Source organism: Sphingopyxis sp., assembly GCF_040216815.1.
Lineage (GTDB): Bacteria > Pseudomonadota > Alphaproteobacteria > Sphingomonadales > Sphingomonadaceae > Sphingopyxis.
Genome location: NZ_JAVJOJ010000009.1, coordinates 550,303 through 572,865, shown reverse-complemented (window position 1 = coordinate 572,865; position 22,563 = coordinate 550,303). Strand labels below are relative to the sequence as shown.

The following is a 22,563-nucleotide window of genomic DNA, read 5'->3' as shown; positions in this document are numbered from 1 at the left end:
GAGGAAAGAATGAAGAAATTGATCGGCGCCGCGCTGCTGATGTTTGCGAGTACCGGTGCAGCCCCCGCGCAGGCTGAAACTTCCGACGATATCTACCGCTATTTCGACGTGATGTGGAAACAGGCCGTTCCGCCGGTCGATGCCTGCGAATCGGGCCACCGCATGACGGCGACATGCGGCCGTGCGGCGGACAAGCTCGTTTGCACCGCCAACGCCATCTATGTCGCGCTCGAAGAATCCCGCCTGGCCGACCGCTTCCCGCGCCAGCTCTCCGGCCTGAAGCGGCTTTTGTCGGAGAAGGCCGACTATCTGAACGACCTTCATATCGACGGGCACATGCGCAATCCCGCCCGCATGAAGGCGTTCGAAATGCGTGACTTTTGCCGCAACATCGGGGCGCCGCTCGTTCCTTGATCCCGCGCCGCGTGCGCCGTTTCGGAGTGGAGGACCATATGAAATCCAAGTTTCTTGCGGCGATCGCGCTACCGGCCGTGCTGGCATCGGGCCCCGCCGGTGTACACGCCCAGCCCGCCCTACCTCTCACTCCCTCGCCCTGGGGCGGCAGCATGTCTGCCGCCGAACAGGAGGCGTCGGCGGCGAAGCGACCCGCGTTCGCCGACGCCAACTGGAACCACGAAGTCTGTGTAACCGCCTATTCGTTCGAGGGGGTCGCCGACGATATTGCAGAGCGAAAAGCGGCCCTGCAGACCACGCACAAGCTGAACATGGCCGAATTTGAGGAGCGCCGCCGGTTGGCCGCGCTGGAACGCCAGGCGGCCCAGCATTTGCCCAATATCGCCAAGTGCAAGGGACAATTTTATCGCCCCGCCCTCGAACGTCTTTGTGACCGGACGCGCGGCGACAATCGCTTTTGCGCGCAGCTTTCCGGGCCCCTGTTACCCGGCGTCGAGCTGGTGACGGACAAGGCCGGGTTCGTGCGCGGTCTCGCGTGGAACAAGGTGGGCGATATATATTCGAGGGGCGCGGCCTTTGCCCCTGCGCGCTGGCGCCCGGCGGACAATCGCGGCCCCGTTCCGGCAGGCCCGTCGGTGAGCGGGATTACCTACGTCGCCGCAACCAACGAAGCGGTGAAGGCGACGGACGGGCGACCGCTCGAACATGGGATCGGCCAATGGGCGTTCAGCGTCGAGATGCTGCGCCAGAAGCGGGAGGATCTCGATGCCGCAACAATCCGCCAGGCGCGCAAGCTGGCCAAAAGAACGGGGATGACCGAGGCGGTGGGCCGCTATGTGCAGCGCCCGCGTCTCCACTTCCAGGCCTATATGTTCGACATCCTGCTCGAGAGTGAGGGGGCCACGCTGGCGGTCGAGATGCGCGACGGATCGCGGCGCACGCTGGGCGCGCCGGTTCGCTTCCATGCCGTTCCCGAAAACGCCCCGGCCTTTTACACCAGCTTTGCAAGCTATCGCATCCATGCCGCGATGCGACCGACCGCGAAGGAGATGGGGTGGATCCTTCATCCCAAGGCGGACTTTCTGACCGCAAGCTTTGCCATGCGGCTGGAGGATGGGCGGATCGGCACGGTGACGCTGCGCACGCCCTTGGCGGGCATCGCCGAGGCGTGGCAGGCGATGAACGCGGCCAATCGCGATGCGCATCGGCGGATCGAGCGGGTTGAGGCGGCCGTGGGATCATGATCGTGCGCCCTCGGCAGGGAAGGCGTCGCCGGTTAGCGGCCGCGTGTATCGCCGTGGCGGTTCTTGCGCTCGGTGCGGTGTCGGTGGCGCTTCTGTCCGGTCGTTCGGGCGGGTGCAGCGGCGGCGGTGGCATGGCCTTTTGCGGTGGTCCGCCACCCGTTCCGGTCCAGCCCGCCCGGGAAGCGCGTGATGCAGCGGTTTCGAATGCGGCTTTTGACGGGGGTGACAGCGTATGAACAAGACGGTTGGCGGATTGGTCGCGGTGATCGTGTTGCTCGTCGGCGCGGTCATGTATTTGCTCGGCCAGCAAAATGCCGCGCCGCCGCCCGCGCAATCCGCATCGATCGATGTCGCGACGGCAAAGAAGGCCGAGGGCGATCCGGCGGCGGCACAAATGCCTGCCTCGCTCCAGCGTCCCGTTCGCGTCGGCACCGGCGGCCCCCATGCCGATGCGTGCCGCGGTGTGGGATCGGTCGCCAATCTGCCCGGCGGTGCCGACGATTTCCTCGCCGTGCGCGAAGGCCCGACGGTCAAGGCGAAGCGCATCGACAAGCTGAAGGACGATGCGCCCGTCTATATATGCGACCAGAATGCGGGCGGCAGCTGGATCGGCATTGTCTATCAGGCGAACGGCTACCTGCCGACCGATGACACATGCCGGGCCGAAGAAAATGTGGGGAGCGTCCGCCCCTATGAGGGGCCGTGCCTGACCGGCTGGGTGTCGGCCAAATATGTGATGCCGCGCGGGCAGGACAGCGACGAGCCCTATGAGGGCGAGCCTGCTGTTGCCAGCCGCTTTTTATTTGATGCCGAAGGATTTGGGGAAACTGAATTTACGGCCACTAACTATTTATATTTTAATGGCGATCGGCGCACCAAGGCCGAGGGCGGCACCGTGATCGATCGTGGCAAGCGAACCTGTCGTTCCACGGGCGAAAGCGGCGCGCGTGCATGGGTTTGCCGCGCGACTTACACCTATGAAAAATAGCAACTCGCCCCGATGGTACGCGGCCCGGTGGGCGCAGCGGATCGTCGCAAGCCTCTTTGCAGGGGCGGCGCTGGCCTTTCCGGCGTCGGTGCAGGCGGTAGGTGAGCCCGAACGCTGGGGCTATCTCTACGCCCAATGTATGCAGGAGCCGGTCCAGGAACCGCGCAGCATCTGCGAAACGGCGGCGGAGGAAGAGCCACGGCTGGCCGTCATCGTCAGCAATATCGTGCGTTTCGATAGCAAATCCGGCGATCCCCATGCCCGCTTCACGAGCGAGCTGAAGCGGCTACACGGCCTCGATAGGGAGCCGCGCGAGGTCATGCCCTTTTCGACGTGGCAGGAGGCCGAGGCTGCGCTCAAGGAGAATCTGCGCCTCAATCGCCGGGTTGAAAAGGGCAACATCGCCTTGCTGGCGCTATCAACCGAGCCCGATCGACTGGCCGACGAGCCCAATGCGGAGGAGGTCGAGCGAATGCCGCCGCCGCTTCCCGACGTGACGGCGGCGTACCGCGATGAAGCGCTGACCATCTGGCGTACCGGCGCGGCCTGCGGGCTGCGCGACAAGGACGGGCGGGACATCCTCCCCGCACTTGTCGCCGATCCCTTCGGCGAGGCGGGCGAGGGATGTCCCTTTCAGGTCGCGCCGGGCTATGGCCTCTACGCTTTCCACGTCGAGCGCAATGGCGCGGTGTGCGGCGCGAAAGGCGTCTGTACCGAAATTTACGGTCCCGATGGCAGACGGATGCTTGTCGCCGACTATTCGCCGAACCTTCTGACCGCCCACCGGAGTCTCCACCCACTTGGTCTGCTGGCGACCGGCGAGCGCGTTCAGCGGCTCTGGTCCTTTCCCGAACAGCGCTATGTTTCGCCTGCGCTGCCCTTCGTCGGTCTCGGTCCAGATGAGCGGGTAATGGTCGGCGACGCGACGATCCGCCACAATCGCGTCGCGGTGCTCTTCGAGCGCCATCGTTCACCGGCGACCCAGGCCTTTTCGGACACCGCTGATGAATATGCGCTCTTCTTTCTCGACACGCGGCGCTTCGAGGATGTCGTTGTGGCCGATCCGCCAGCGCTCGCTGCGCCTGAGAATTTCCCCGCCTTTGCCCGATATGAGGCCGAAGCGATCGAACCCTGCGCGGACGATTCGGCGTGGCTGCTCGGCGCCGACCCGCGCGCCGAGCATTATCTGAAGAACAGCTATTACGAGTTCGACAAGCATTTTCGCGCCTTTACGGGACGGCTCGCCCGCGACCTCGGCGCGGCGAAGGCCGACCGCGCTGCGGCCGCGCAGCTGGCAGCGCGGCTCGACGCGCAGATGCCGCGGCTCGCGCGCCTGCTGACCGGCGTGGAGGCCCCGGCGGACAGCCTTGCAGTGGCGCGGGTTGCGGGTTCGTTCGAGTTTCAAAACCCCGCGCCGGTACGGCCGGACGATGGCCATGTGGCGTGGCTGCGCGCCGCGCTGGCCCGCGACATGGTGTTGGGAGAAGATTACGCGGCAGCCGACCTTGCCGGCGAACGCATCGATGCCTTCCTGACCGCGCTTGGAAAGGTCCGCTACGGTTTGCGACGACTCGCTGCTCCATCGGCTACCGGGCACGGCGGGGCTGAGGCCGCTGCGCTCGACGCGGACGTACAGACGCTGGTGCGCGACTGGCGCGACGGGCTGCGGCCCGTTTTTGAACGGGCGATCCTCGACGGTTCGCCGCGCCTTGCCGAGCGGCTGCGCCGCCAGGTCCGCGCACTGTGTTCGGAGTCCGGCCGGTGACGCGGCTTGTGGTCGCCATGGCGCTCGCGCTCTCGCTTGCGATGCCGTCGGCCGTAGCCGCCGAAGATCGGTTCGCGCCGCCATCCGAAATTTGCGCGGCGGACGCGGGTTGGGTGGATGACAATCCCAATGAGACGGCGCGCGCGTTTGAAGAAGCCTTCCGCGAGTTCGACTGGCGCTTCGTCGCCTTTTCAGAGCGGCTGGAAAAAACCGTGCTCGCCGGCGAGGGGGCACCGGATGGCGCAGCTATGTCGGACCTCCGCGCGGAGATAGAGGCTGTCTACCGCGCTCTCGCGCACCTTCTTCCGCTGCGCGAGGCGGGAAATGAGGCGTGGCCGATGAAATTCCTGATCGAAGACATTCCCGGCGGCGTTCCTCTGCCCGATTTCGACCCACCCGACCGTGAAGAAGTGTTGCGGGCGGCCTTTCTGCGCGAGATGGTGAGCGTTGCGCTACCGGGAGCCGAGCGGTCGAAGGTACGGTTTTGGGCGCGCCTCGGCATGACTCGGGCATTGCTGGACGCGGACACCCCCGATGCCACCGATCTCGGCGCCTTGCGGGTCCTCGCTGGCGGCGCGCTTGCGGAAGCATATGAGGCCGATGTCCGCCGCCCGGCGCTGTATATTCTGGGCGACGGCTGGCACCCCAGCCTTGCAAGCCGGTTGCGCGGCCAGGTGCGGCAGATGTGCAGGGAGGCCGTGGAATGATTACGAGATCGCTTGCCGCCGCGCTGTTCGCGCCCGCGGCCCTGACAGCCGCCGCCTGCGGCGCGGGCAATCTCGCGGCCTATGAGCGCGAGGAATTTCCCGCCTGCTATATCGACCAGGGGGCCTGGGCAGGCGAACCGCGTGCCGCCGATTATATCGAACGCAGCTTCGATGATTTCGAGCGTCAATTCGACGACTTTCTGGGCGGTCTGGATCGGGCGGTGCGCGACGGCGGGCGCGAATCGCGCGGCGCCTGGCCCGCCCGCTTTGGCCCCCTGCATAACGAAGCCAAGGCGAACATCGTCCGGCTCGGCCGCCTGCTGCCGCGGATGAACCGCCCGCTCGATCTCGCGCCGATGATCGGCCAGTTTCAGGAAGGCGCCATCTGGTGGCCCCGCGGCGATCATCATACCGAATTTCTGGCTGTGGCACTGGCCGAAGAATTTGCAGGCCATCAGAATCTGGCGGAGCATATGGCCGTCTTCCTGACGCGTTTCGAACGCGTCGAGGCGCTTCTGCTCGACCTTAAATATGACGAACCGGCCGACGGCGGGCCCGACCCGCCCGATCTCGATCAAATCGCCCGCGCCGCGCGGGAATTGCGCGCAGGATGGGAGGCCGCCTATCCCGGAATGCGGCGCGTGATCTTTGACCGGCCCGCCATGCCGGCGGGCGAAAGCCTGTCGGAGCGGCTCCAGGCACGCGTGACGGCGATCTGCCAAAGCTACAGCGAATGCGGCGATGGCGCGGAATGCGGCGCGGGGACGGGCGGCGACGGTTCGGTTGGCGGGGATCAATCGGAATGATCTACAGGGATTTCCGTACGATGATCGACCGCGAACTGACCGCCAATGCCATCGACGACATTCGCACGCGCGGTCCGGTCGACGATTTGCGCGTGCTGCCGATTGTCCTGTCGATGGACCCGCCGGAGGGGCTGGATGTCGAACGCCTCTGCCTCGACCTGCTGGGCCATCCCGACCCCTGGGTGCGCGGGAACGCGGCGACCGGGCTTGGGCATCTTGCGCGCGTCCTGCGCCGGCTGGACAATAAGGAGCGCATCAAACGCAATTTGCAGATGCTGCTGGAGGATGAGGAAGAGCTTGTCGCCGGCCGGGCGGCCTGTGCCATCTCCGACATCAAAATATATCTTCGCTGGCGGTTCGCAAAATGCGAACCGGCGCCGCGTCCGCGGGTCCCGCGGGCAATCTCCACCGCCGCCTGCTATCGCGTTTATCTGCTGATCGACGAAGAGTCGAACATCCTTGCCGAACGCGGCATCGCCCCCGGCAAGGCCGCGCCGTCGAGCGATTTCCCGCCCGATCCGCGCGGACTGTCGTTCGGTTATGAATGGCGTTTGCCGGGTTTCAGCCTGACGCAGCGGCTGTCCGAAAAGGCCGGCGAGTTGGAAGGGCAATGGGCGCTGCGTCGTCCGAATGTGTGGGTGAACGAGTCCAACGGCTTCGAAGCAATAACGGTAGTAAAGGCGCTGACGCACGGCAGCGATCATCGGCTCGGCGATTGGGTGGAACTGCGCGCCCGCGCCTTTCTGGCGGATCGCCAGGACCATGTCTGGTCGGCCGACGAAGGCATCGAACAGCGCTGGCTGAGCGCCGAGGAATTTATGGCCGCTTTGCCCGTGGGCGCGCACGATCGTCATGTGCTGGCGCTGTTTGATTCCTTTTTTTATCAAGAAGCGGGCACCGGCTTTTTCTGATCGTCGAAATGCCATGTTCGGGGCTCAAGGATCGACAAAGGCAGCAATCGCATGACAAACCCCGACGCTCCCTATCACGCCCATATCTATTATGATCCCGCCGAGCGGCCCACGGCGATGGCGCTCCGCGACCGGTTCGGCGTTGACCCGACGATTCTGTTCGTTGGGACGATGACCGACGGCGCCGCCGGTCCGCACCCGATTGCGCAATATGAGGTGCATTTCCTCGCGCGCTCCCGCGATGCCGTCGTGGCGGCGATCGAAGCGACGGGGCTGCGCGCTTTGGTCCATCCACTGACCGACGACGATCTGGCGGACCATACGCGTCTTGCGCACTGGATTGGCGAGCCTGTCGAGCTCGACCTGGGCGTGCTCGATCCGCCGGGGTTGAATCAGGGGGTTCCGCGCTTTGGCGTGTCGGATTTTTAGCGGCTAAACCTCGACCGGCCCGTCGGGGCCCAGCGACCAGCTGCACCCAAGCCGCTTCGCATCGTCGGCGTCGGTAAGCGCAGCGACGGTTCGCCAGCCGTCGCTGCGCAGGCTGGCGGCAAGCGCGGCGTCGTGGCCCAGGGGCAGGAAGATGCGCCGCTCGGTCATATCGACCGCGCCCAGCCCCGCGTCGATCAGCGGGTCGGGGTAAAGCGAAAAGCCGACCGCGGACTCCTCGGCTTCGCCGACGGGGATCGAATAGGCGCCGCCGCGGCCCACCGCGTCGCCCTGTCCGGGCACGAAAATCTGAAAGCCGAACCAGCTTTGATAGGCGAAGCCATGGCGCTCGGTGGGGTCGAGCGTCAGCGTCACGCGGTCGCGGATCGGCGCAGCAATCGCCTCCAGCGCATCGATCCGCGCGCCAAGCACGCCGCTCGTATCGAAGGCGCGAAGGTCGGCGATCGCGCGGTCGAACGGGCCGGTCGCGCGAATCAGCGGCAGATAGGCTTCGGCGCCGATCTGCGCGAGGGCGCCGGCATCCTTTGCGTCGAGTTCATCGCGAAGCTGGCTGAGGTCGGCCGCGACGGGCAGCGGTCCGCTCGCGAGCAGGTCGACAACGTCGGGCAGGGTGAAATCGATCGTCACCGGCCCGATCCCCGCGGCTTCGAGCGCATCGATCGCGACGCCGACGATTTCGCGCGCCGCCGCAACGCTGTCGCTGCCGATCAGCTCGGCGCCGACCTGAAGCATTTCGCGCGCGGGACGAAGCTGGCTCGCGCGCAGCTTGACGACTTGGCCAGCATAGCAAAGCCGCAGCGGCCGCGGCGCCGCGGCGAGCAGCGAGGTCGCGATGCGCCCGACCTGCCGCGTGATGTCGGGGCGCAGCGCGAGTGTGCGCTGCGACACCGGATCGGTGAAACGCAGCAGGTCGCGCGCCGAGCGCTCGTCATTGCCGCCCAGCGTTTCGCGAAACTCGGCGAGCGGCGGCGACACGCGGCCATAGCCGTGCGCGCGCATTGCATCGACTAGGGCGCGCGTGACGCGCGACGCGGCCTCGGCCTGGGCGGGCAGGCGGTCGCGAAGCCCTTCGGGCAGCAGGGCGGGGGCCTTGGTCATGGGGGCTCTCCTACGCGGCGAATGCCGCAAACGAAAGCCCCTCCCCTTCAGGGGAGGGGTTGGGGTGGGGTCTCGCAACTTGGCGCCAGGCCGATGGACCCCACCCGCTGCGACTAGGCAGCAAGCTGCCAAGTCTCGCTGCCCTCCCCTGAAGGGGAGGGCGTTGGTCGTTTAAAACTTCAGTCCCTTCACCGTCTTCACGCCGGGCAGTTGGCAGATCTGCCACAGCAGCGGCTCCGGCATCGCCGAATCGAGGCTCAGAAGCAGCACCGCTTCGCCGCCGGCGGCGCGGCGGCCGAGGTGGAAGGTGCCGATGTTGAGCCCGGCATCGCCCAGCGCACCGCCGATACGGCCGATGAACCCCGGCGCGTCCTCGTTGACGATATAGAGCATGTCGCCGTCGAGATCGGCTTCGACCTTGATGCCGAACATTTCGACGAGGCGCGGCTCGTTATTGCCGAACAGCGTGCCCGCGACCGATCGGTCGCCCGCTTCGGTCGCCACCGTCACGCGCACGAGGGTGTGATAATCGCCCTCGCGGTCGTGGCGTACCTCGCGCACGTCGAGGCCGCGCTCGCGCGCCAGATGCGGGGCGTTGACCATGTTCACGCTGTCCGAATAGCGGCGCATCAACCCGGTGAGCACCGCGGCGGTGATCGGTTTCAAGTTGAGTTCGGCGGCCGCGCCCTCGACCTCGACCGAGATTGTGGTCAAATTGTCGTGCGCGAGCTGGCCGACAAGGCTGCCCAGCTTTTCGGCGAGGCTCATATAGGGGCGCAGCTTCGGCGCTTCCTCGGCCGACAGGCTGGGGACGTTGAGCGCATTGGTGATGCCGCCGGTCAGCAGATAGTCCGAAATCTGTTCGGCGACCTGGATCGCGACGTTGACCTGCGCCTCGTCGGTCGATGCGCCGAGGTGCGGGGTGCAGATGAAATTGGGTGCGCCGAACAGCGGATGGTCGGCGGCCGGCGGTTCGGTCTGAAACACGTCGAGCGCCGCGCCCGCGACATGGCCCGATTCGAGTGCGTCTTTCAGCGCGGCCTCGTCGATCAGCCCGCCGCGCGCGCAGTTGATAATGCGCACGCCCTTTTTGGTCTTCGCAAGATTTTCGCGCGACAGAACATTGCGCGTCTGGTCGGTGAGCGGCGTGTGCAGCGTGATGAAGTCGGCGCGCGCGAGCAACGTGTCGAGGTCGGCCTTTTCGACGCCGAGTTCGATCGCGCGCTCAGGCGTCAGGAAGGGATCGAAGGCGACGACCTTCATCTTGAGGCCGATCGCGCGCTCGGCGACAATGCTGCCGATATTGCCGCAGCCGATCAGGCCGAGCGTTTTTGACGTCAGCTCGACGCCCATAAAATCATTCTTCGGCCATTTGCCCGCCTGGGTGCCGGCGTTCGCTTCGGGGATCTGACGCGCGAGCGCGAACATCATCGCGATCGCATGTTCGGCGGTCGTGATGCTGTTGCCGAACGGCGTGTTCATCACGATCACGCCCTTTTTCGACGCCTCCGGAATATCGACATTGTCGACGCCGATGCCGGCGCGGCCGACGACTTTCAGGTTCGTCGCGGCGGCGAGGACGTCGGCGGTGACTTTGGTGGCCGACCGGATCGCGAGGCCGTCATATTCGCCGATCATCGCGATCAGCTCATCCTTGGTCTTGCCGGTGATTTCATCGACATGGATGCCGCGTTCCCTGAAGATCGCGGCGGCTTTGGGGTCCATCTTGTCGCTGATGAGAACTTTGGGGGTGGTCATTTTGCTGTTCCTCTTTTCTCGTCATCCCCGCGAAAGCGGGGACCCAGATCCAGCGTTGGCGGTGGCAGCACTGGGTTCCCGCTTTCGCCGGAATGACGATGGAATTATTTGCGAAGTTCGGCGTAGGCCCAATCGAGCCAGGGGCCGAGCACTTCGATATCGGCCGTGTCGACGGTCGCGCCGCACCAGATACGCAGCCCCGGCGGGGCGTCGCGATAGCCCGCGATGTCATAGGCCGCGCCTTCCTTTTCGAGCAGCCCGGCGAACCTCTTGATGAAGTCGGCATCGGCGCCCGCCACCGACAGGCAGACCGAGGTTTTCGAACGGATCGCCGGATCGGCGGCGAGATGGCTCAGCCAGTCGCGCTCCGCCACGATCTTGTCGAGCGCCGCGGCGTTTGCATCGCTGCGGGCCTTGAGGCCGTCGAGCCCGCCGAGCGACTTCGCCCATTCGAGCGCGAAGATCGCATCCTCGACCGCGAGCATCGAGGGGGTGTTGATCGTTTCGCCCTTGAAAACGCCCTCGGCCAGCGCGCCCTTCGACATCAAGCGAAACACCTTGGGGAGCGGCCAGGCGGGGGTGTAGGATTCGAGCCGTTCGACCGCGCGGGGCCCCAGGATCAGTACGCCGTGCCCGCCCTCGCCGCCGAGCACTTTCTGCCAGCTGAAGGTCGCGACGTCGATCTTGTCCCACGGCAGGTCATAGGCGAATACGGCCGAGGTCGCGTCGGCGAAGCTCAACCCCGCGCGGTCGGCGGCGATCCAGTCGCCGTCGGGGACGCGGACGCCGCTGGTGGTGCCGTTCCAGGTGAAGAGCACGTCGTTTGACCAGTCGACTTGGCTGAGGTCGGGGAGTTCGCCATAGTCCGCACGAATGACGGTGGGATCGAGCTTGAGCTGCTTGGCGGCATCGGTGACCCACCCTTCGCCGAAGCTTTCCCAGGCGAGCGTAGTGACGGGGCGCGCCCCCAGCATCGTCCACATCGCCATTTCAAAGGCGCCGGTGTCGCTGCCCGGAACGATGCCGATGCGGTGCGTGTCGGGAAGCCGGAGCAGCTCGCGCATCAGATCGATGCAATAGCCGAGTCGCGACTTGCCGATCTTCGCGCGATGCGAACGGCCCAGCGATTCGGTTGCAATCTTTTCGGGGGTCCATCCCGGCGGCTTGGCGCAGGGACCGGAAGAAAAATAGGGGCGCGCAGGGCGCACCTCTGGCGTCGTCACTTCACTCATATAGTCTCTCCTTGCAGAGAGCTCGCGCGGCGTTGGGACCGCGTGGCCCGGCGCCGCGTTTAGGGAGCAGGGCGCAACTGTCAAACAAATTGCACCGTCCGCACGAAATTTTCGACGAGCAGAGCGAAAGGTATACGGACTGTTAACCATTTCGTCGGTATTTTGACGGCCATGTCCTTCGCATCGTTCCTGAAGCCCCGGACGCTGATCGCCGCCACCGCCGCGCTGGCGCTATCCGCCTGTTTCGGCTCGCCCGACGTGATGAAGAAGGGCGGCGACAGCCGCGCCGCGGCGACCAAGCCCACCCGCCCGCAACCCGTCGGCACGCCATCCTTCACCAGCGCCGCAGCGCAGCAGTGCGCGTTCGACCTTCAGCAGGCCGGCGTGCGCTTCACCCCGCTGCCCAATCAGGATCATGGCGGCGGCTGCACCTCGATCGATTCGGTGAAGCTGCTCGATGTCGGCGTGCCCGTTTCGGGACTGGGGCCGATGACCTGCCCGCTCGCGCGCAATTTTGCGGCGTGGGCGCATTATGCCGTGAAGCCCGCCGCGCGCCGCTATTTCGGGACCGAGGTGGTCCGAATCGAAACCTTCGGCACGTACAGCTGCCGCAACATCTACGGCGGCCGGTCGGGGCGTTTGTCGCAGCACGCCTATTCGAACGCGATCGACGTGTCGGGCTTTGTCCTGGCCGACGGGCGGCGCATCCTCCTCGATGGGGGATGGAAAGGCGATATGGCGTCGCAGGATTTCCTGCGCGCGCTTCACAAATCGGCATGTCGCCGGTTCGGGACGGTGCTGGGTCCCGATTATAATGCCGCCCATTATAATCATTTCCACTTCGACATGAGCGGCAACGGTTACTGCCGCTGAGCGGAAGGGCGAAGGTGGCTGACTTGGCAAAGTCACGCGAAGCGTATAGCCGCTCGTTAATGGCAGAAGATAAACAACCCCATCGTTCGCGTTTCCACAAGGCAAAGGATGACGCACAGTTCGCGCAACAGGCGACGACGACCCCGCAAACCGCGCATCCTGCCTATCGATTGGCGTTTCAGGATGATGATTTCCTGTTGCGCGAGGATTTGCGTCCCGTCCGCTTCCAGCTCGAGCTTCTGAAGCCCGAACTGCTGCTCGACGAGGCGGGGATCGAATCGACGCTTGTGATTTACGGCTCGGCGCGCATTCCCGAACCGGCGCAGGCCGACGCGCTCGAAGCGGCGGCGACCGACGATGCGGCGCGCAACATTGCCCGCCGCCTCAAGGCCAAGGCCAAATATTATGACGAGGCGCGCGCGCTCGCGCGGCTTGCGAGCCAATATCCCTGCGACGACAAGGGGTGCCGTCATTTCGTCGTCTGTTCGGGCGGCGGTCCGTCGATCATGGAGGCGGCGAACCGCGGGGCGGCCGATGAAGGACGCGAATCGATCGGGCTCAACATCGTGCTGCCGCACGAGCAGGCGCCCAACCGCTTCGTCACCCCGTCGCTCAGCTTCCAGTTCCACTATTTCGCACTTCGCAAGATGCACTTCCTGCTTCGCGCGCGCGCGGTGTGCGTCTTTCCGGGAGGATTCGGCACATTCGACGAGATGTTCGAGCTGTTGACGCTGATCCAGACGGGGAAGATCAAGCCGATCCCGATCGTGCTGTTCGGCAAGGAATTCTGGCACCGCGTCGTCAATTTCGAGGCGCTGGTCGAGGAAGGCGTCATCAGCGCGCGCGACCTGGGCCTCTTCCAGTTCGTCGAGACGGCGGACGAGGCGTGGAAGATTATCCAGGATTTTTACGCGGCGATCGACGAGCAGCATTGAGAACAATGTCGTCGCCCCCGCGTCGGCGGGGGCCGCTGTCCCGATTGCGCAGCGCCGGTTGAGTCTTGCCTACGGCGGCCCTCGCCTGCGCGGGGCGACGGTTTATTGCCCTATTTCTGCTCAGCCAGATACAGGATCAGCGCCTTGCGATCTGCCTCGTCGATCACCCCCGCAAAGGCCATGCGCGTGCCGGGGACGTCCTTCATCGGCGCCTTCAGATAGGCATCGAGCGCGGCCTGGTCCCAAACACCGCCTTTGGCCTTCATCGCGCCCGAATAGGAAAAATCGGGCCTGGCCGCGACGCGCGCGCCGACAATGCTGTGGAGGTTCGGACCGATCCCGTGGCGTCCACCCTTGTCGACCGTGTGGCACGCGACGCAACGGCGAAAGACTTGCTCGCCCATCGCGGCGGTCGGTTCGACCGCAGGTGCTTCGGCAGCCGGTTCGCTGGCCGCCGGGGCGTCGGCCGGGGACGGCTCGTTCTTGCCACAGCCGGCGAGCAGCATCGCGCCCGCCAGCAGGACGGGCGCAGTCCGCATTATTTCGTTGCTTCGGCCGGTGCAGCGGCCGACGCCGCGGCTTCGCCATCCGCCGCCGCGCCTTCGGCGGCATCCCCTTCGGCCGCTTCGGCGGTTTCCGCGGGTGCTGCCTCGACGGCGGGCAGAGGCAGATTCGATCCCTGCGCGTTCATATAGACGATCAGATTGGCGCGGTCTTCGGCGCTGCTGAGGCCCGCGAAGGACATTTTTGTGCCGGGGGCATATTTGCGCGGGCTTTTCAGCCATTCGTCCATGCCGGCAAAATCCCAGTTTCCGGGAACGCCCTTCAGCGCGGCGGAATAGGCAAAGCCCGGAACATGGCCATGCGCCTTGCCGAGCGCGCCATAGAGGTTCGGGCCGATGCCGTTGGCGCCGCCGGCGTCAATCGTATGGCACGCCGCGCATTTGGCGAAGACCGCTTCGCCCTTCGCCGGATCGGCGGCGGCGAGCAGGTTGGGGAGCGGCACGGCTGAATCGCCGCCGCCTGCGCCCGCTTCCGCATCTTCGATCGGATATCCGGGCTTTTCGGGGGCGTGCGTCGCGAACAACATGCTCGACCCGATGGTCAGGCCCAGCGCGCAAATGCCGGCGAACAGCACCCAGCCGGCAATGGTATTGTTGCGATTGTCCATGCTCTAACAGCCCCGTTAGCGGGCGCCCGTCGATGGGCGCCTTTGTGATTTGGAGGCTCCCTTACTGGCGCGGCGGCGGCGGCGCAAGGGGATGAAATCGGCGGACGGCTCGCCTTGCGCGGTCGCGGCGGTGCCGCTATGCGCCGCGGCTCCAGCGTGGGAAGGCAGTCATGGGCAGTTATTCGGCTTCGGCGCAGCATCTGGTCGACAAAATGCGCACGCTGGCACTCGCCGAGCCTGCGCGCGGGCTGGCGTTCCAGGGCGCGCCGGGCGCCAACAGCGACCTTGCCGCGCGCGAATATGATCCGGAGTCGCTGCCGCTGCCCTGCTATGCGTTCGAGGATGCGATCGATGCCGTGCGCGAAGGCCGCGTCGATCGCGCGATCATTCCGATCGAGAACAGCCTGCACGGCCGCGTCGCCGACATTCATTTCCTGCTACCCGAATCAGGTCTCTCGATCGTTGGCGAGCATTTCCTGCCGATCCGCTATGGATTGATGAGTCGGGGACTCGGCCCGGTGAAGCGCGCGATGAGTCACGAGCAGGCGCTGGGCCAATGCCGCCACTGGCTGCGCGCGAACAACATCGCGCCGGTCGCGCATAGCGATACCGCAGGCGCGGCGGCCTGGGTTGCCGACAGCGACGAAGTGGGGCTCGCGGCGCTGGCGCCGCCGCACGCCGCCGAACTTTACGGTTTGACGCTGCATGGCACCGGAATGGAAGATGCGGACCATAATATGACGCGTTTCGTCGTGCTGGCGCGCGAGCCCCTGCGCGATCTTTCCGCCTTGACCGGACCGTTGATGACGACCTTCATGTTCGAGGTCAAAAATATTCCCGCTGCGCTCTACAAGGCGCTGGGCGGCTTTGCGACCAACGGCGTCAACATGACCAAGCTCGAAAGCTATCAGACCGGCGGCAGCTTCGCCGCGACGAAATTTTATGCCGACATCGTTGGCGCGCCGGGCGACGAACGGGTCGACCGCGCGCTCGAGGAGCTCGACTTCCAGACCAAGTCGCTGCGGCTGCTCGGCACCTATGCGCAGGCCCGCCCGCGCCCTTGATTGAGGGGTTTAGTTGCCCCGGCGACGCAGCATCCGCGCGGTCGTCGAGGTCTGGACGATAAACAGCGTGACGAGGATGCTCGCGACGACGAGCGCGAACAGGTCGAAAACCGAAAAATTGGTGCCGGCAATGTCTGCGCCGCCGATCACCGGCATCAAAGCGGTCATCGCCATCAGCATCAGCCTGAGCTCGGTCGGGCCGCCGGCAAGATAGGACAGGCGAAATTCGCCGAGGATTCGCGCCGCAATGAAGGTGTGGATCGACAGCAGGAAATAGCCGATCACCGCCATCAGCGCGACGTCGAGCCGCATATAGGGACTCATGCCGATCGCGCTGATCATCAGCAGGGTCGCGATCGCATCGACGCTGTGGTCGACGAAATAGCCATAGTTCGGCCGCTCGATCCCGCGCCAGCGCGCGAGGCTGCCGTCGAGCGAGTCGCCGAACCAGTTGACGATATAGCCCGCCAGCGAAAGCCCCAGCCATTCGCTGTCGAGCCAGCTGAGCAGATAGCCCGCGGCGACGAGCGCCGCCCCGGCAAACCCCAGCGCCGTCAGCTGGTCGGGCGTCACCCAGGCGGGGAGTCGTGCGCACAGCCAGTTGAGCAGGCGGCGTTCGCTGCGCGCCAGAATATTCTGCTGGATACGGACCGGCGCCTTGGCACCGGGTTCGAGCTTGCTCATGCGGACCCTTTGCTGCTGCCCGTCACAAAAGCGCCAGGCAGATGTCATTGAAAGGTCATAGAAGCAAAACCGCCGCCGGGAAAGGATGCGGGCATTCGGTGCGCCGCTCGCGCGCGGCGATCAGTCCCGCCAGGGGCCGATTTCGCCGACCTCGCCGATCGTGCGGAATCGCACGGCCGCATCGACCCACGCGACTTCCCACATCGGCGCGGGGCGGGCCCATTCGCCGATCACGAACAGCGGCAACCTGTTTTTCGCGACAAAGGCCAGGTCGTCGGCGGTCGGGCCGGGTACGATGGTTTCGGATCGCTGGTGCAGCCGCACGATCGCGAGCGTTCCGGCCGGCGGCGATGGCAGGGATTGGCGTACAGGAAAGCCAAGGCTCGCCGCGATGACCGGATAACCTTTGTCGTCGCGCGCGATCAGCAATATCTTGTCGGCGGTGGGGTAGGGGCCGCCGACGGGCCGCCCGGCGACCTTGCGCCCCGCGATCGCCGCAAATTCGCGCAGATCAGCCTCGGCGATCGGCGCCGGACGGGCGGCGGCGGACGGCGGCATCGCTGGCGCGGCCGCAGGGTCGGCGACGAGCGCCGCGGCGAACAGCAAGGCGGCGATCAATGCGCCTCGCCCCAGCTCTTGCCCGTGCCGATTTCCACCTCAAGCGGAACCGACAGTTTGAGTGCGGGCTCCGCCGCGCCCATCATTACCGAGCGGATCACTTCGCCGGCGGTTGCGGCCTGGTCCTCCGCCGCCTCGAACACCAGTTCGTCATGGACCTGGAGCAGCATCTTGACGCTGGAAAGGCCGGCTTCGTCGAGCGCCTTTGGCATCCGCGCCATCGCGCGCTTGATCAGGTCGGCGCTCGTCCCCTGAATGGGCGCGTTGATCGCGGCGCGTTCGCTGCCCGCGCGTTCATTCTGGTTCGCCGCCTTGATGCGCGGGAACCAGGTTTTGCGGCCGAACAGGGTCTCGGTGTAACCGCGCGCGCGCGCGGTTTCGAGCGTGTCGGTGATATAGTCCGAAATGCCGGGGAACCGCTCGAAATACCGGCTGATGAGCGCCTGCGCCTCGTCGGGCGTGATTTCGAGGCGGCCGGCGAGACCCCAGCGCGAAATGCCATAGAGGATCGAGAAATTGACCGTCTTCGCCTTGCCGCGCGTGTCGCGGTTGACCTCGCCGAACAACTCGATCGCGGTTGCGGCGTGAATGTCGTCGCCGCGGGCAAAAGCCTCTTTCAGCTCCGGCACATCGGCCATATGCGCCGCCAGCCGAAGCTCGATCTGGCTATAGTCGGCGGCGATCAGCAGATGGCCGGGCGCCGCGATGAAGGCATCGCGAATCTGGCGCCCGGTCTCGGTGCGGATGGGGATGTTCTGGAGATTGGGGTCGGTCGACGACAGACGCCCGGTCTGCGCGCCGACCAGGCTGTAGCTCGTATGGACGCGGCCCGTCTTCGCATTGATCTGTTGCTGCAACGCGTCGGTGTAGGTCGATTTGAGCTTCGCGAGCTGGCGCCACTCCAAAATCTTGCGCGCAATCGGGACGCCGTCGCGTTCGAGCCGCTCCAGTTCGTTCTGGTCGGTCGACCAGTCGCCCGACTTGCCCTTGCGTCCGCCCTTGAGCCCCATTTTGTCGAACAATATTTCGCCGAGTTGCTTGGGACTGCCGATGGCGAAGGGCTGGCCGGCCAGCTCGTGAATCTCGCCCTCCATACGCAGCATGTCGCTCGCAAATTCGCCCGACAGGCGCGCCAGATACTCCCGGTCGACCATGATGCCAGCGCGCTCCATGCCTTCGACCACGGCGGCCAGCGGACGGTCGACCATTTCGTAAACGCGTGTGCCGCCCTCGATGGGAAGGCGCAGTTTCAGCAGCTTCCACAGCCGCCACGCGACCTCGGCATCCTCGGCGGCATATTGCGTCGCGCGGTCGAGCGGGACTTCGGAAAAGCTGATCTGCGACTTTCCGGTACCGCACACATCCTTGAACGACAGGCAGATATGATCGAGATGCAGCTTTGCGAGCTCGTCGAGGCCGTGCTGATGCTTCCCCGCGTCGAGCGCAAAGCTCATCACCAGCGTATCGTCATAGGGTGCGATGGTGATGCCGTGCTGCGCCAGCACGCCAATGTCATATTTCAGATTATGCCCGACCTTCAGCACGGCATCGTCGGCAAACAGCGTGCGAAGGCGCGCGATCGCGTCGGACAGCGGAACCTGCTGCGGCTTTTCGGCGAACATGTCGGTGCCCCCGTGGCCGAGCGGGATGTAGCAGGCCCGGCCCGCGCCGGTCGCCATGCTGACGCCGACGAGCGTGCCGGTGACGCTGTCGAGGCTCGCGGTCTCGGTGTCGATCGCGACGACATGCGCGACCCTGGCTTCGTCGATCCAGCGGTCGAGCGCCTCGATCGTTGTCACCGTTTCATAAAGCGCGCGGTCGATCGGCGGCATCGCGGGCAGGGTGGGCGTCGAGGGCGCAGCGGCGGGCGCAACAGAGGCCGCCCCCGCACGCGGCAGCGTCGGCGGGCCGCCCGGCGCGGCGCCGCCATCGAGCTTTGCCGACAGCGATCGGAAACCATGCTCGTCGAGGAAGAGCTTGAGCGGTCCGGGCGGAATCGCGCCGAGCTTCAGCGCGTCGAGCGGGTCGGGAAGCGGGCAGTCGCGTTTCAGATCGACGAGGATGCGCGAAAGCTCTGCCATCGCGCGATGCTCGATCAGATTTTCGCGCAGCTTCGACGCCTTCATCGTCTCGGCGCCGTCGAGCGCGGCGGCCAGGCCGCCATATTCCTGAATCAGCTTGGTCGCGGTCTTCGGTCCGACCCCGCGCACGCCGGGGACATTGTCGACGCTGTCGCCCATCAGCGCGAGCACGTCGCCGACGAGGTCGGGGGTGACGCCGAATTTCTCGTTCACCGCTTCCAGGCCCAGGCGGACATTCTTCATCGTGTCGAGCATGTCGACCTGCGGACCATCCGCAGGTTCGCGGATCAGCTGCATCAGGTCCTTGTCGCTGCTGACGATCGTGACGTCCCATCCTTCGCGAACCGCGGCCTCGGTATAGGAGGCGATCAGATCGTCCGCCTCGAACCCTTCCATTTCGATGCACGGCAGCGAAAAGGCGCGCGTCGCGTCGCGGATCAGCGGAAATTGCGGGCGCAGATCTTCGGGCGGTTCGGGGCGGTTCGCCTTGTACTGGTCATAGATTTCGTTGCGGAACGACTGGCTCGAATGATCGAGGATGACGGCAAGGTGCGTCGGTCCGTCGGCGTCGTGCAAATCCTTCGCCAGCTTCCAGAGCATCGTCGTATAGCCGTACACCGCGCCGACGGGCACACCCGCCGGATTGGTGAGCGGCGGCAGGCGGTGATAGGCGCGGAAGATGTAGCTGGAGCCATCGACCAGATAGAGATGATTCTTGTCCGACATGGTGGCGGTGTAGCAGCGGCAGGCAGGGCGGCCTAGCGCGATGTTCCCGCTTTCTTCCTATCGGCCGCGCGGCACGGGGGGCAGGTCGAAATGCAGAACGTCCTCCCTAATGCCGAGCTTGGTGTAAAGCGCGATCGCGGGCGGGTCGATATAATCGGCCTGGACAAACACCGCCCAGGCGCCCGTTTCGGCGGCGATATGCTGGAGCTCGGCGATCAGCGCGGTGGCGATGCCGCAGCGACGGTGCGCCGCATCGACGGCGAGGTCATAGAGATAGATTTCGCTCCGCGCCGCCTCCAGCTTGGGCAGCTCATAGGCGGTGAGGCCGCCGACGATGCGCCCTTCTTTTTCGGCGACCAGCAGGATGACCGCATCTTTGGCAAGCTGGCGCGCCAGCCATGCGTCGTCGGGATGATCGCGGCGATAAGTCGCCGGATCGTCGAAGGCGTCTGCATACAGCGCGTTGAGGCCGCGCATTGCGGCGATGTCGCCGGAGCCGAGACGGCGGATCGCGACAGTCATCGATAATCGATCTTCAGCTTGTCCGCCGCCGCGACCGCCGCGGCGCGCGCGTCGCCGGTGGTGCCGCCCGCGACTTTTGCCAGCGCGACGCCCATGCGGCGCCAAGGCCGCGTGACGGGCTTGCCAAAGATGCGGACGTCGATCGACGTTTCGGCGTCGGGCGGCGTCAGCGCGTCGGCAAGGCCGGTGATCGCGAAGTCGCTTGCATCGCGGTCGGCGAGCAGCACTGCGCTCGCGCTCGCGTGCGGAGCCGCGATCGCGGGGATCGGCAGGCCGAGGATGGCGCGCGCATGAAGGTCGAATTCCGACAGGGATTGGGAGATCAGCGTCACCATGCCGGTATCGTGCGGGCGCGGCGACAGTTCGGAGAAGATGACGGCATCCCCCTTCACGAAAAACTCCACCCCGAAAATGCCGTGCCCGCCGAGCGCGTCGACGACCTTTGCTGCCATCTCCTGCGCATTTGCGAGCGCGGCCGCCGACATCGCCGCGGGCTGCCAGCTTTCGCGATAGTCGCCGCGTTCCTGCCGGTGTCCGATCGGCGGGCAGAAGGTCACGCCGTCCTTGTGGCGCACGGTGAGCAGGGTGATCTCGTAATCGAAGTCGATGAAGGCTTCGGCAATGACGCGGAGGCGATCGCCGCGCATCCCGGCGGCGGCATAGTCCCACGCTGCATCGACCCCGGCGGCATCCTTCACCGTGCTTTGCCCCTTGCCCGATGAGGACATGACGGGTTTGACGACGAGCGGGAAGCCGATGCGCTCGGCAGCGGCGTGCAGTTCCTGGCGCGTTTCGGCATATTCAAAGGTCGAAGTGGCAAGCCCCAGTTCGCTCGCGGCGAGGTCGCGGATCGCGTCGCGGTTCATCGTCAGCTGCGCCGCGCGCGCCGAAGGGACGACATGAAAGCCCTCGGCCTCGACCTCGGCAAGGATTTCGGTGCGGATCGCCTCGACCTCCGGCACGATATGGTCGGGCCGGTGCCTGGCGATCGCGGCGCGCAGCGCGTCGCCGTCGAGCATCGAAAAGACCTCACATTCGTCGGCGACCTGCATCGCTGGCGCGCCGGCATAGCTGTCGCACGCGATCACATGGCAGCCGAGCCGCTTCGCCGAAATCACGAACTCGCGGCCAAGCTCGCCCGAGCCGAGGAGAAGGATCTTTGCGGTGGGGGTCATGTGGCGCTCCGTTGCCCGTCCGAACACCGCCCGCTCCTAATCGGCGTGCCGCGACTTTGCCAGCGGCCAAATGGCGTCGCGCCGCGCGTCAACTTGTGATAGCTTGGACACAACCACCCTGGTGAATACTGTGGGAGGGCTCAAAATGACCGACGATTGGCGAGTGGATGACCTGGCGCTGTGCATCAGCAGGCACGAGCGTTACCCGCCCGAGGTTCGCCCCGGCGCCGTCTTCACCGTGCGCGCCGTGCTCACCGATATGCCCGATCTTGTCGGGGGGCAGGCGGGAACCGCGCTGAATTTTCGTGGCGTCCGCGAACTCGGTCCGCGCGCCGCCTATTGCGCGCGGCGGTTCCGCAAGATCACCCCCGGCGCGCCCGACCGTTTCGATGCCGAAGTGATCGACATGCTCGCCGCTGTGCAGAGTGCCGCGCGCTAAAGCTTGATCGGGCTAGAGCGAAACGTCACGGCCCCAACCTTGTCATCCCGGCGAAGGCCGAGATCTCACCTGGGCAATGTGACGCACCGGCGAGATCCCGGCCTTCGCCGGGATGACGATTCCATTAATGTCTCATCGTGCACTAATCGATTGAATCGATAAGTGTGCCCGAAAAATTGGGGTTGAGTGCGTGCGCCGCTCGGCATAGCTGGCCCCTGCATATTGTTTCGCAGTGCAGCAAAGAGAAGGAAACACTCTCCCATGGGTATCATCGGAAGCTCGATCAAACCGTTCAACGCCATGTCGTATCATCAGGGCAAGTTCGTCCCCGTGACCGACGCCGACACCAAGGGCAAATGGGCGGTCTTCTTTTTCTATCCGGCCGATTTCACCTTCGTCTGCCCGACCGAGCTCGAAGACCTTGCCGACCAGTATGAAACGCTGAAAGGCCTCGACGTCGAAGTCTATGCCGTGTCGACCGACACGCATTTCAGCCACAAGGCCTGGCACGACAGCTCGCCGGCGATCGGCAAGATCAACTATCATATGCTGGGCGACCAGAACCACGTCCTTGCGAACAACTTCGGCGTGCTACGCGACGATTCGGGTCTCGCCGATCGCGCCACCTTCGTCGTCGATCCTGACGGCGTGATCCAGGTGATGGAAATCACCTGCGAAGGCGTCGGCCGCAATGCCGAGGAACTCGTCCGCAAGATCAAGGCCGCGGTCTATGTCCGCGCCAACCCCGGCCAGGTTTGCCCGGCGAAGTGGGAAGAAGGCGCCGAAACGCTCGCGCCCTCGATCGAACTCGTCGGCAAGATCTAAGCCGGTCATTTGAATCGAATCCGTGCTCCCGCGAAGGCGGGAGCCCATCTCCCGGCGGCGCCATTTTGAACCGGCCGGTG

At 65.5% G+C, this 22,563-nt stretch carries 23 protein-coding genes; 13 read left to right on the top strand and 10 right to left on the bottom strand.

Annotated features, from left to right (window positions below):
* Window positions 1–9: 9 nt before the first annotated feature.
* The 8 genes from RIA72_RS13235 (at window position 10) to RIA72_RS13200 (ending at window position 7,264) form a co-directional block, all read left to right on the top strand.
* Complete coding sequence (locus tag RIA72_RS13235; RefSeq protein WP_350032525.1) at window positions 10–414, top strand: hypothetical protein; 405 nt, start codon at window positions 10–12, stop codon at window positions 412–414.
* A gap of 38 nt (window positions 415–452) precedes the next feature.
* On the top strand, window positions 453–1,658 hold the full coding sequence (locus RIA72_RS13230) for a hypothetical protein (protein ID WP_350032524.1): 1,206 nt from the start codon (window positions 453–455) through the stop codon (window positions 1,656–1,658).
* Between the two features lie 232 nt (window positions 1,659–1,890).
* Window positions 1,891–2,646 carry a hypothetical protein gene (locus RIA72_RS13225; protein WP_350032523.1) on the top strand — a complete coding sequence of 252 codons (756 nt, stop codon included), beginning with the start codon at window positions 1,891–1,893 and terminating at the stop codon, window positions 2,644–2,646.
* Window positions 2,636–4,411, top strand: coding sequence for a hypothetical protein (locus RIA72_RS13220; protein WP_350032522.1), 1,776 nt, complete (start codon window positions 2,636–2,638; stop codon window positions 4,409–4,411). The genes RIA72_RS13225 and RIA72_RS13220 overlap by 11 nt, the downstream gene beginning before the upstream one ends.
* Before the next feature lie 17 nt (window positions 4,412–4,428).
* Entirely contained in the window at window positions 4,429–5,118 is a 690-nt protein-coding gene (locus RIA72_RS13215) for a hypothetical protein (protein WP_350032521.1), read from the top strand.
* Window positions 5,115–5,924, top strand: coding sequence for a hypothetical protein (locus RIA72_RS13210; RefSeq protein WP_350032520.1), 810 nt, complete (start codon window positions 5,115–5,117; stop codon window positions 5,922–5,924). The genes RIA72_RS13215 and RIA72_RS13210 overlap by 4 nt, the downstream gene beginning before the upstream one ends.
* Complete coding sequence (locus tag RIA72_RS13205) at window positions 5,921–6,835, top strand: hypothetical protein (RefSeq protein WP_350032519.1); 915 nt, start codon at window positions 5,921–5,923, stop codon at window positions 6,833–6,835. Before RIA72_RS13210 ends, RIA72_RS13205 begins: the two co-directional genes overlap by 4 nt.
* Before the next feature lie 51 nt (window positions 6,836–6,886).
* The gene (locus RIA72_RS13200; protein ID WP_350032518.1) at window positions 6,887–7,264 is read left to right on the top strand and encodes a DOPA 4,5-dioxygenase family protein; all 378 of its coding nucleotides are present in this window, start codon (window positions 6,887–6,889) and stop codon (window positions 7,262–7,264) included.
* A 3-nt stretch (window positions 7,265–7,267) separates the two neighbouring features.
* Here RIA72_RS13200 and RIA72_RS13195 read toward each other — a convergent pair whose 3' ends face one another.
* From RIA72_RS13195 to RIA72_RS13185, 3 genes are all read right to left on the bottom strand, one after another.
* On the bottom strand, window positions 7,268–8,380 hold the full coding sequence (locus RIA72_RS13195) for an ATP phosphoribosyltransferase regulatory subunit (protein WP_350032517.1): 1,113 nt from the start codon (window positions 8,378–8,380) through the stop codon (window positions 7,268–7,270).
* 171 nt (window positions 8,381–8,551) lie between these two features.
* Window positions 8,552–10,138 carry a phosphoglycerate dehydrogenase gene (serA, locus tag RIA72_RS13190; protein ID WP_350032516.1) on the bottom strand — a complete coding sequence of 529 codons (1,587 nt, stop codon included), beginning with the start codon at window positions 10,136–10,138 and terminating at the stop codon, window positions 8,552–8,554.
* Window positions 10,139–10,242: 104 nt separating this feature from the next.
* A complete protein-coding gene (locus RIA72_RS13185) occupies window positions 10,243–11,370 on the bottom strand; it encodes a phosphoserine transaminase (protein WP_350032515.1) in 1,128 nt (375 codons plus the stop codon).
* A 171-nt stretch (window positions 11,371–11,541) separates the two neighbouring features.
* Here RIA72_RS13185 and RIA72_RS13180 point away from each other — a divergent pair, with 171 nt between their 5' ends.
* Complete coding sequence (locus tag RIA72_RS13180) at window positions 11,542–12,243, top strand: extensin family protein (protein ID WP_350032514.1); 702 nt, start codon at window positions 11,542–11,544, stop codon at window positions 12,241–12,243.
* A 59-nt stretch (window positions 12,244–12,302) separates the two neighbouring features.
* On the top strand, window positions 12,303–13,178 hold the full coding sequence (locus RIA72_RS13175; RefSeq protein WP_350032513.1) for an LOG family protein: 876 nt from the start codon (window positions 12,303–12,305) through the stop codon (window positions 13,176–13,178).
* 110 nt (window positions 13,179–13,288) lie between these two features.
* On the opposite strand, the gene RIA72_RS13170 is transcribed toward RIA72_RS13175, so the two are convergent.
* Together RIA72_RS13170 and RIA72_RS13165 are read right to left on the bottom strand one after the other, a co-directional pair.
* Window positions 13,289–13,717 carry a c-type cytochrome gene (locus RIA72_RS13170; protein WP_350032512.1) on the bottom strand — a complete coding sequence of 143 codons (429 nt, stop codon included), beginning with the start codon at window positions 13,715–13,717 and terminating at the stop codon, window positions 13,289–13,291.
* Window positions 13,717–14,349 (bottom strand): c-type cytochrome, encoded by a 633-nt coding sequence (locus tag RIA72_RS13165; RefSeq protein ID WP_350032511.1) that lies wholly within the window; start codon window positions 14,347–14,349, stop codon window positions 13,717–13,719. Before RIA72_RS13165 ends, RIA72_RS13170 begins: the two co-directional genes overlap by 1 nt.
* Window positions 14,350–14,519: 170 nt before the next feature.
* Here RIA72_RS13165 and RIA72_RS13160 point away from each other — a divergent pair, with 170 nt between their 5' ends.
* Window positions 14,520–15,413 carry a prephenate dehydratase gene (locus RIA72_RS13160; RefSeq protein WP_350032510.1) on the top strand — a complete coding sequence of 298 codons (894 nt, stop codon included), beginning with the start codon at window positions 14,520–14,522 and terminating at the stop codon, window positions 15,411–15,413.
* 9 nt (window positions 15,414–15,422) lie between these two features.
* Here the strand turns inward: RIA72_RS13160 and RIA72_RS13155 are convergent, their stop codons facing one another.
* The 5 genes from RIA72_RS13155 to purT all read right to left on the bottom strand — a co-directional run bounded on the left by RIA72_RS13155 (window position 15,423) and on the right by purT (window position 21,219).
* A complete protein-coding gene (locus RIA72_RS13155; protein ID WP_350032509.1) occupies window positions 15,423–16,097 on the bottom strand; it encodes a CDP-alcohol phosphatidyltransferase family protein in 675 nt (224 codons plus the stop codon).
* A gap of 120 nt (window positions 16,098–16,217) precedes the next feature.
* Complete coding sequence (locus tag RIA72_RS13150; protein ID WP_350032508.1) at window positions 16,218–16,715, bottom strand: hypothetical protein; 498 nt, start codon at window positions 16,713–16,715, stop codon at window positions 16,218–16,220.
* Window positions 16,712–19,522, bottom strand: a complete 2,811-nt coding sequence (polA, locus tag RIA72_RS13145) for a DNA polymerase I (protein ID WP_350032507.1) — start codon at window positions 19,520–19,522, stop codon at window positions 16,712–16,714. The genes RIA72_RS13150 and polA overlap by 4 nt, the downstream gene beginning before the upstream one ends.
* Window positions 19,523–19,579: 57 nt before the next feature.
* Window positions 19,580–20,044, bottom strand: coding sequence for an AAC(3)-I family aminoglycoside N-acetyltransferase (locus tag RIA72_RS13140; protein WP_350032506.1), 465 nt, complete (start codon window positions 20,042–20,044; stop codon window positions 19,580–19,582).
* Window positions 20,041–21,219 carry a formate-dependent phosphoribosylglycinamide formyltransferase gene (gene purT, locus RIA72_RS13135; protein WP_350032505.1) on the bottom strand — a complete coding sequence of 393 codons (1,179 nt, stop codon included), beginning with the start codon at window positions 21,217–21,219 and terminating at the stop codon, window positions 20,041–20,043. The genes RIA72_RS13140 and purT overlap by 4 nt, the downstream gene beginning before the upstream one ends.
* Window positions 21,220–21,364: 145 nt before the next feature.
* On the opposite strand from purT, the gene RIA72_RS13130 reads away from it, so the two are divergent.
* Window positions 21,365–21,658, top strand: a complete 294-nt coding sequence (locus RIA72_RS13130) for a hypothetical protein (protein WP_350032504.1) — start codon at window positions 21,365–21,367, stop codon at window positions 21,656–21,658.
* Window positions 21,659–21,919: 261 nt separating this feature from the next.
* On the top strand, window positions 21,920–22,483 hold the full coding sequence (ahpC, locus tag RIA72_RS13125; RefSeq protein ID WP_350032503.1) for an alkyl hydroperoxide reductase subunit C: 564 nt from the start codon (window positions 21,920–21,922) through the stop codon (window positions 22,481–22,483).
* Window positions 22,484–22,563: the final 80 nt, after the last annotated feature.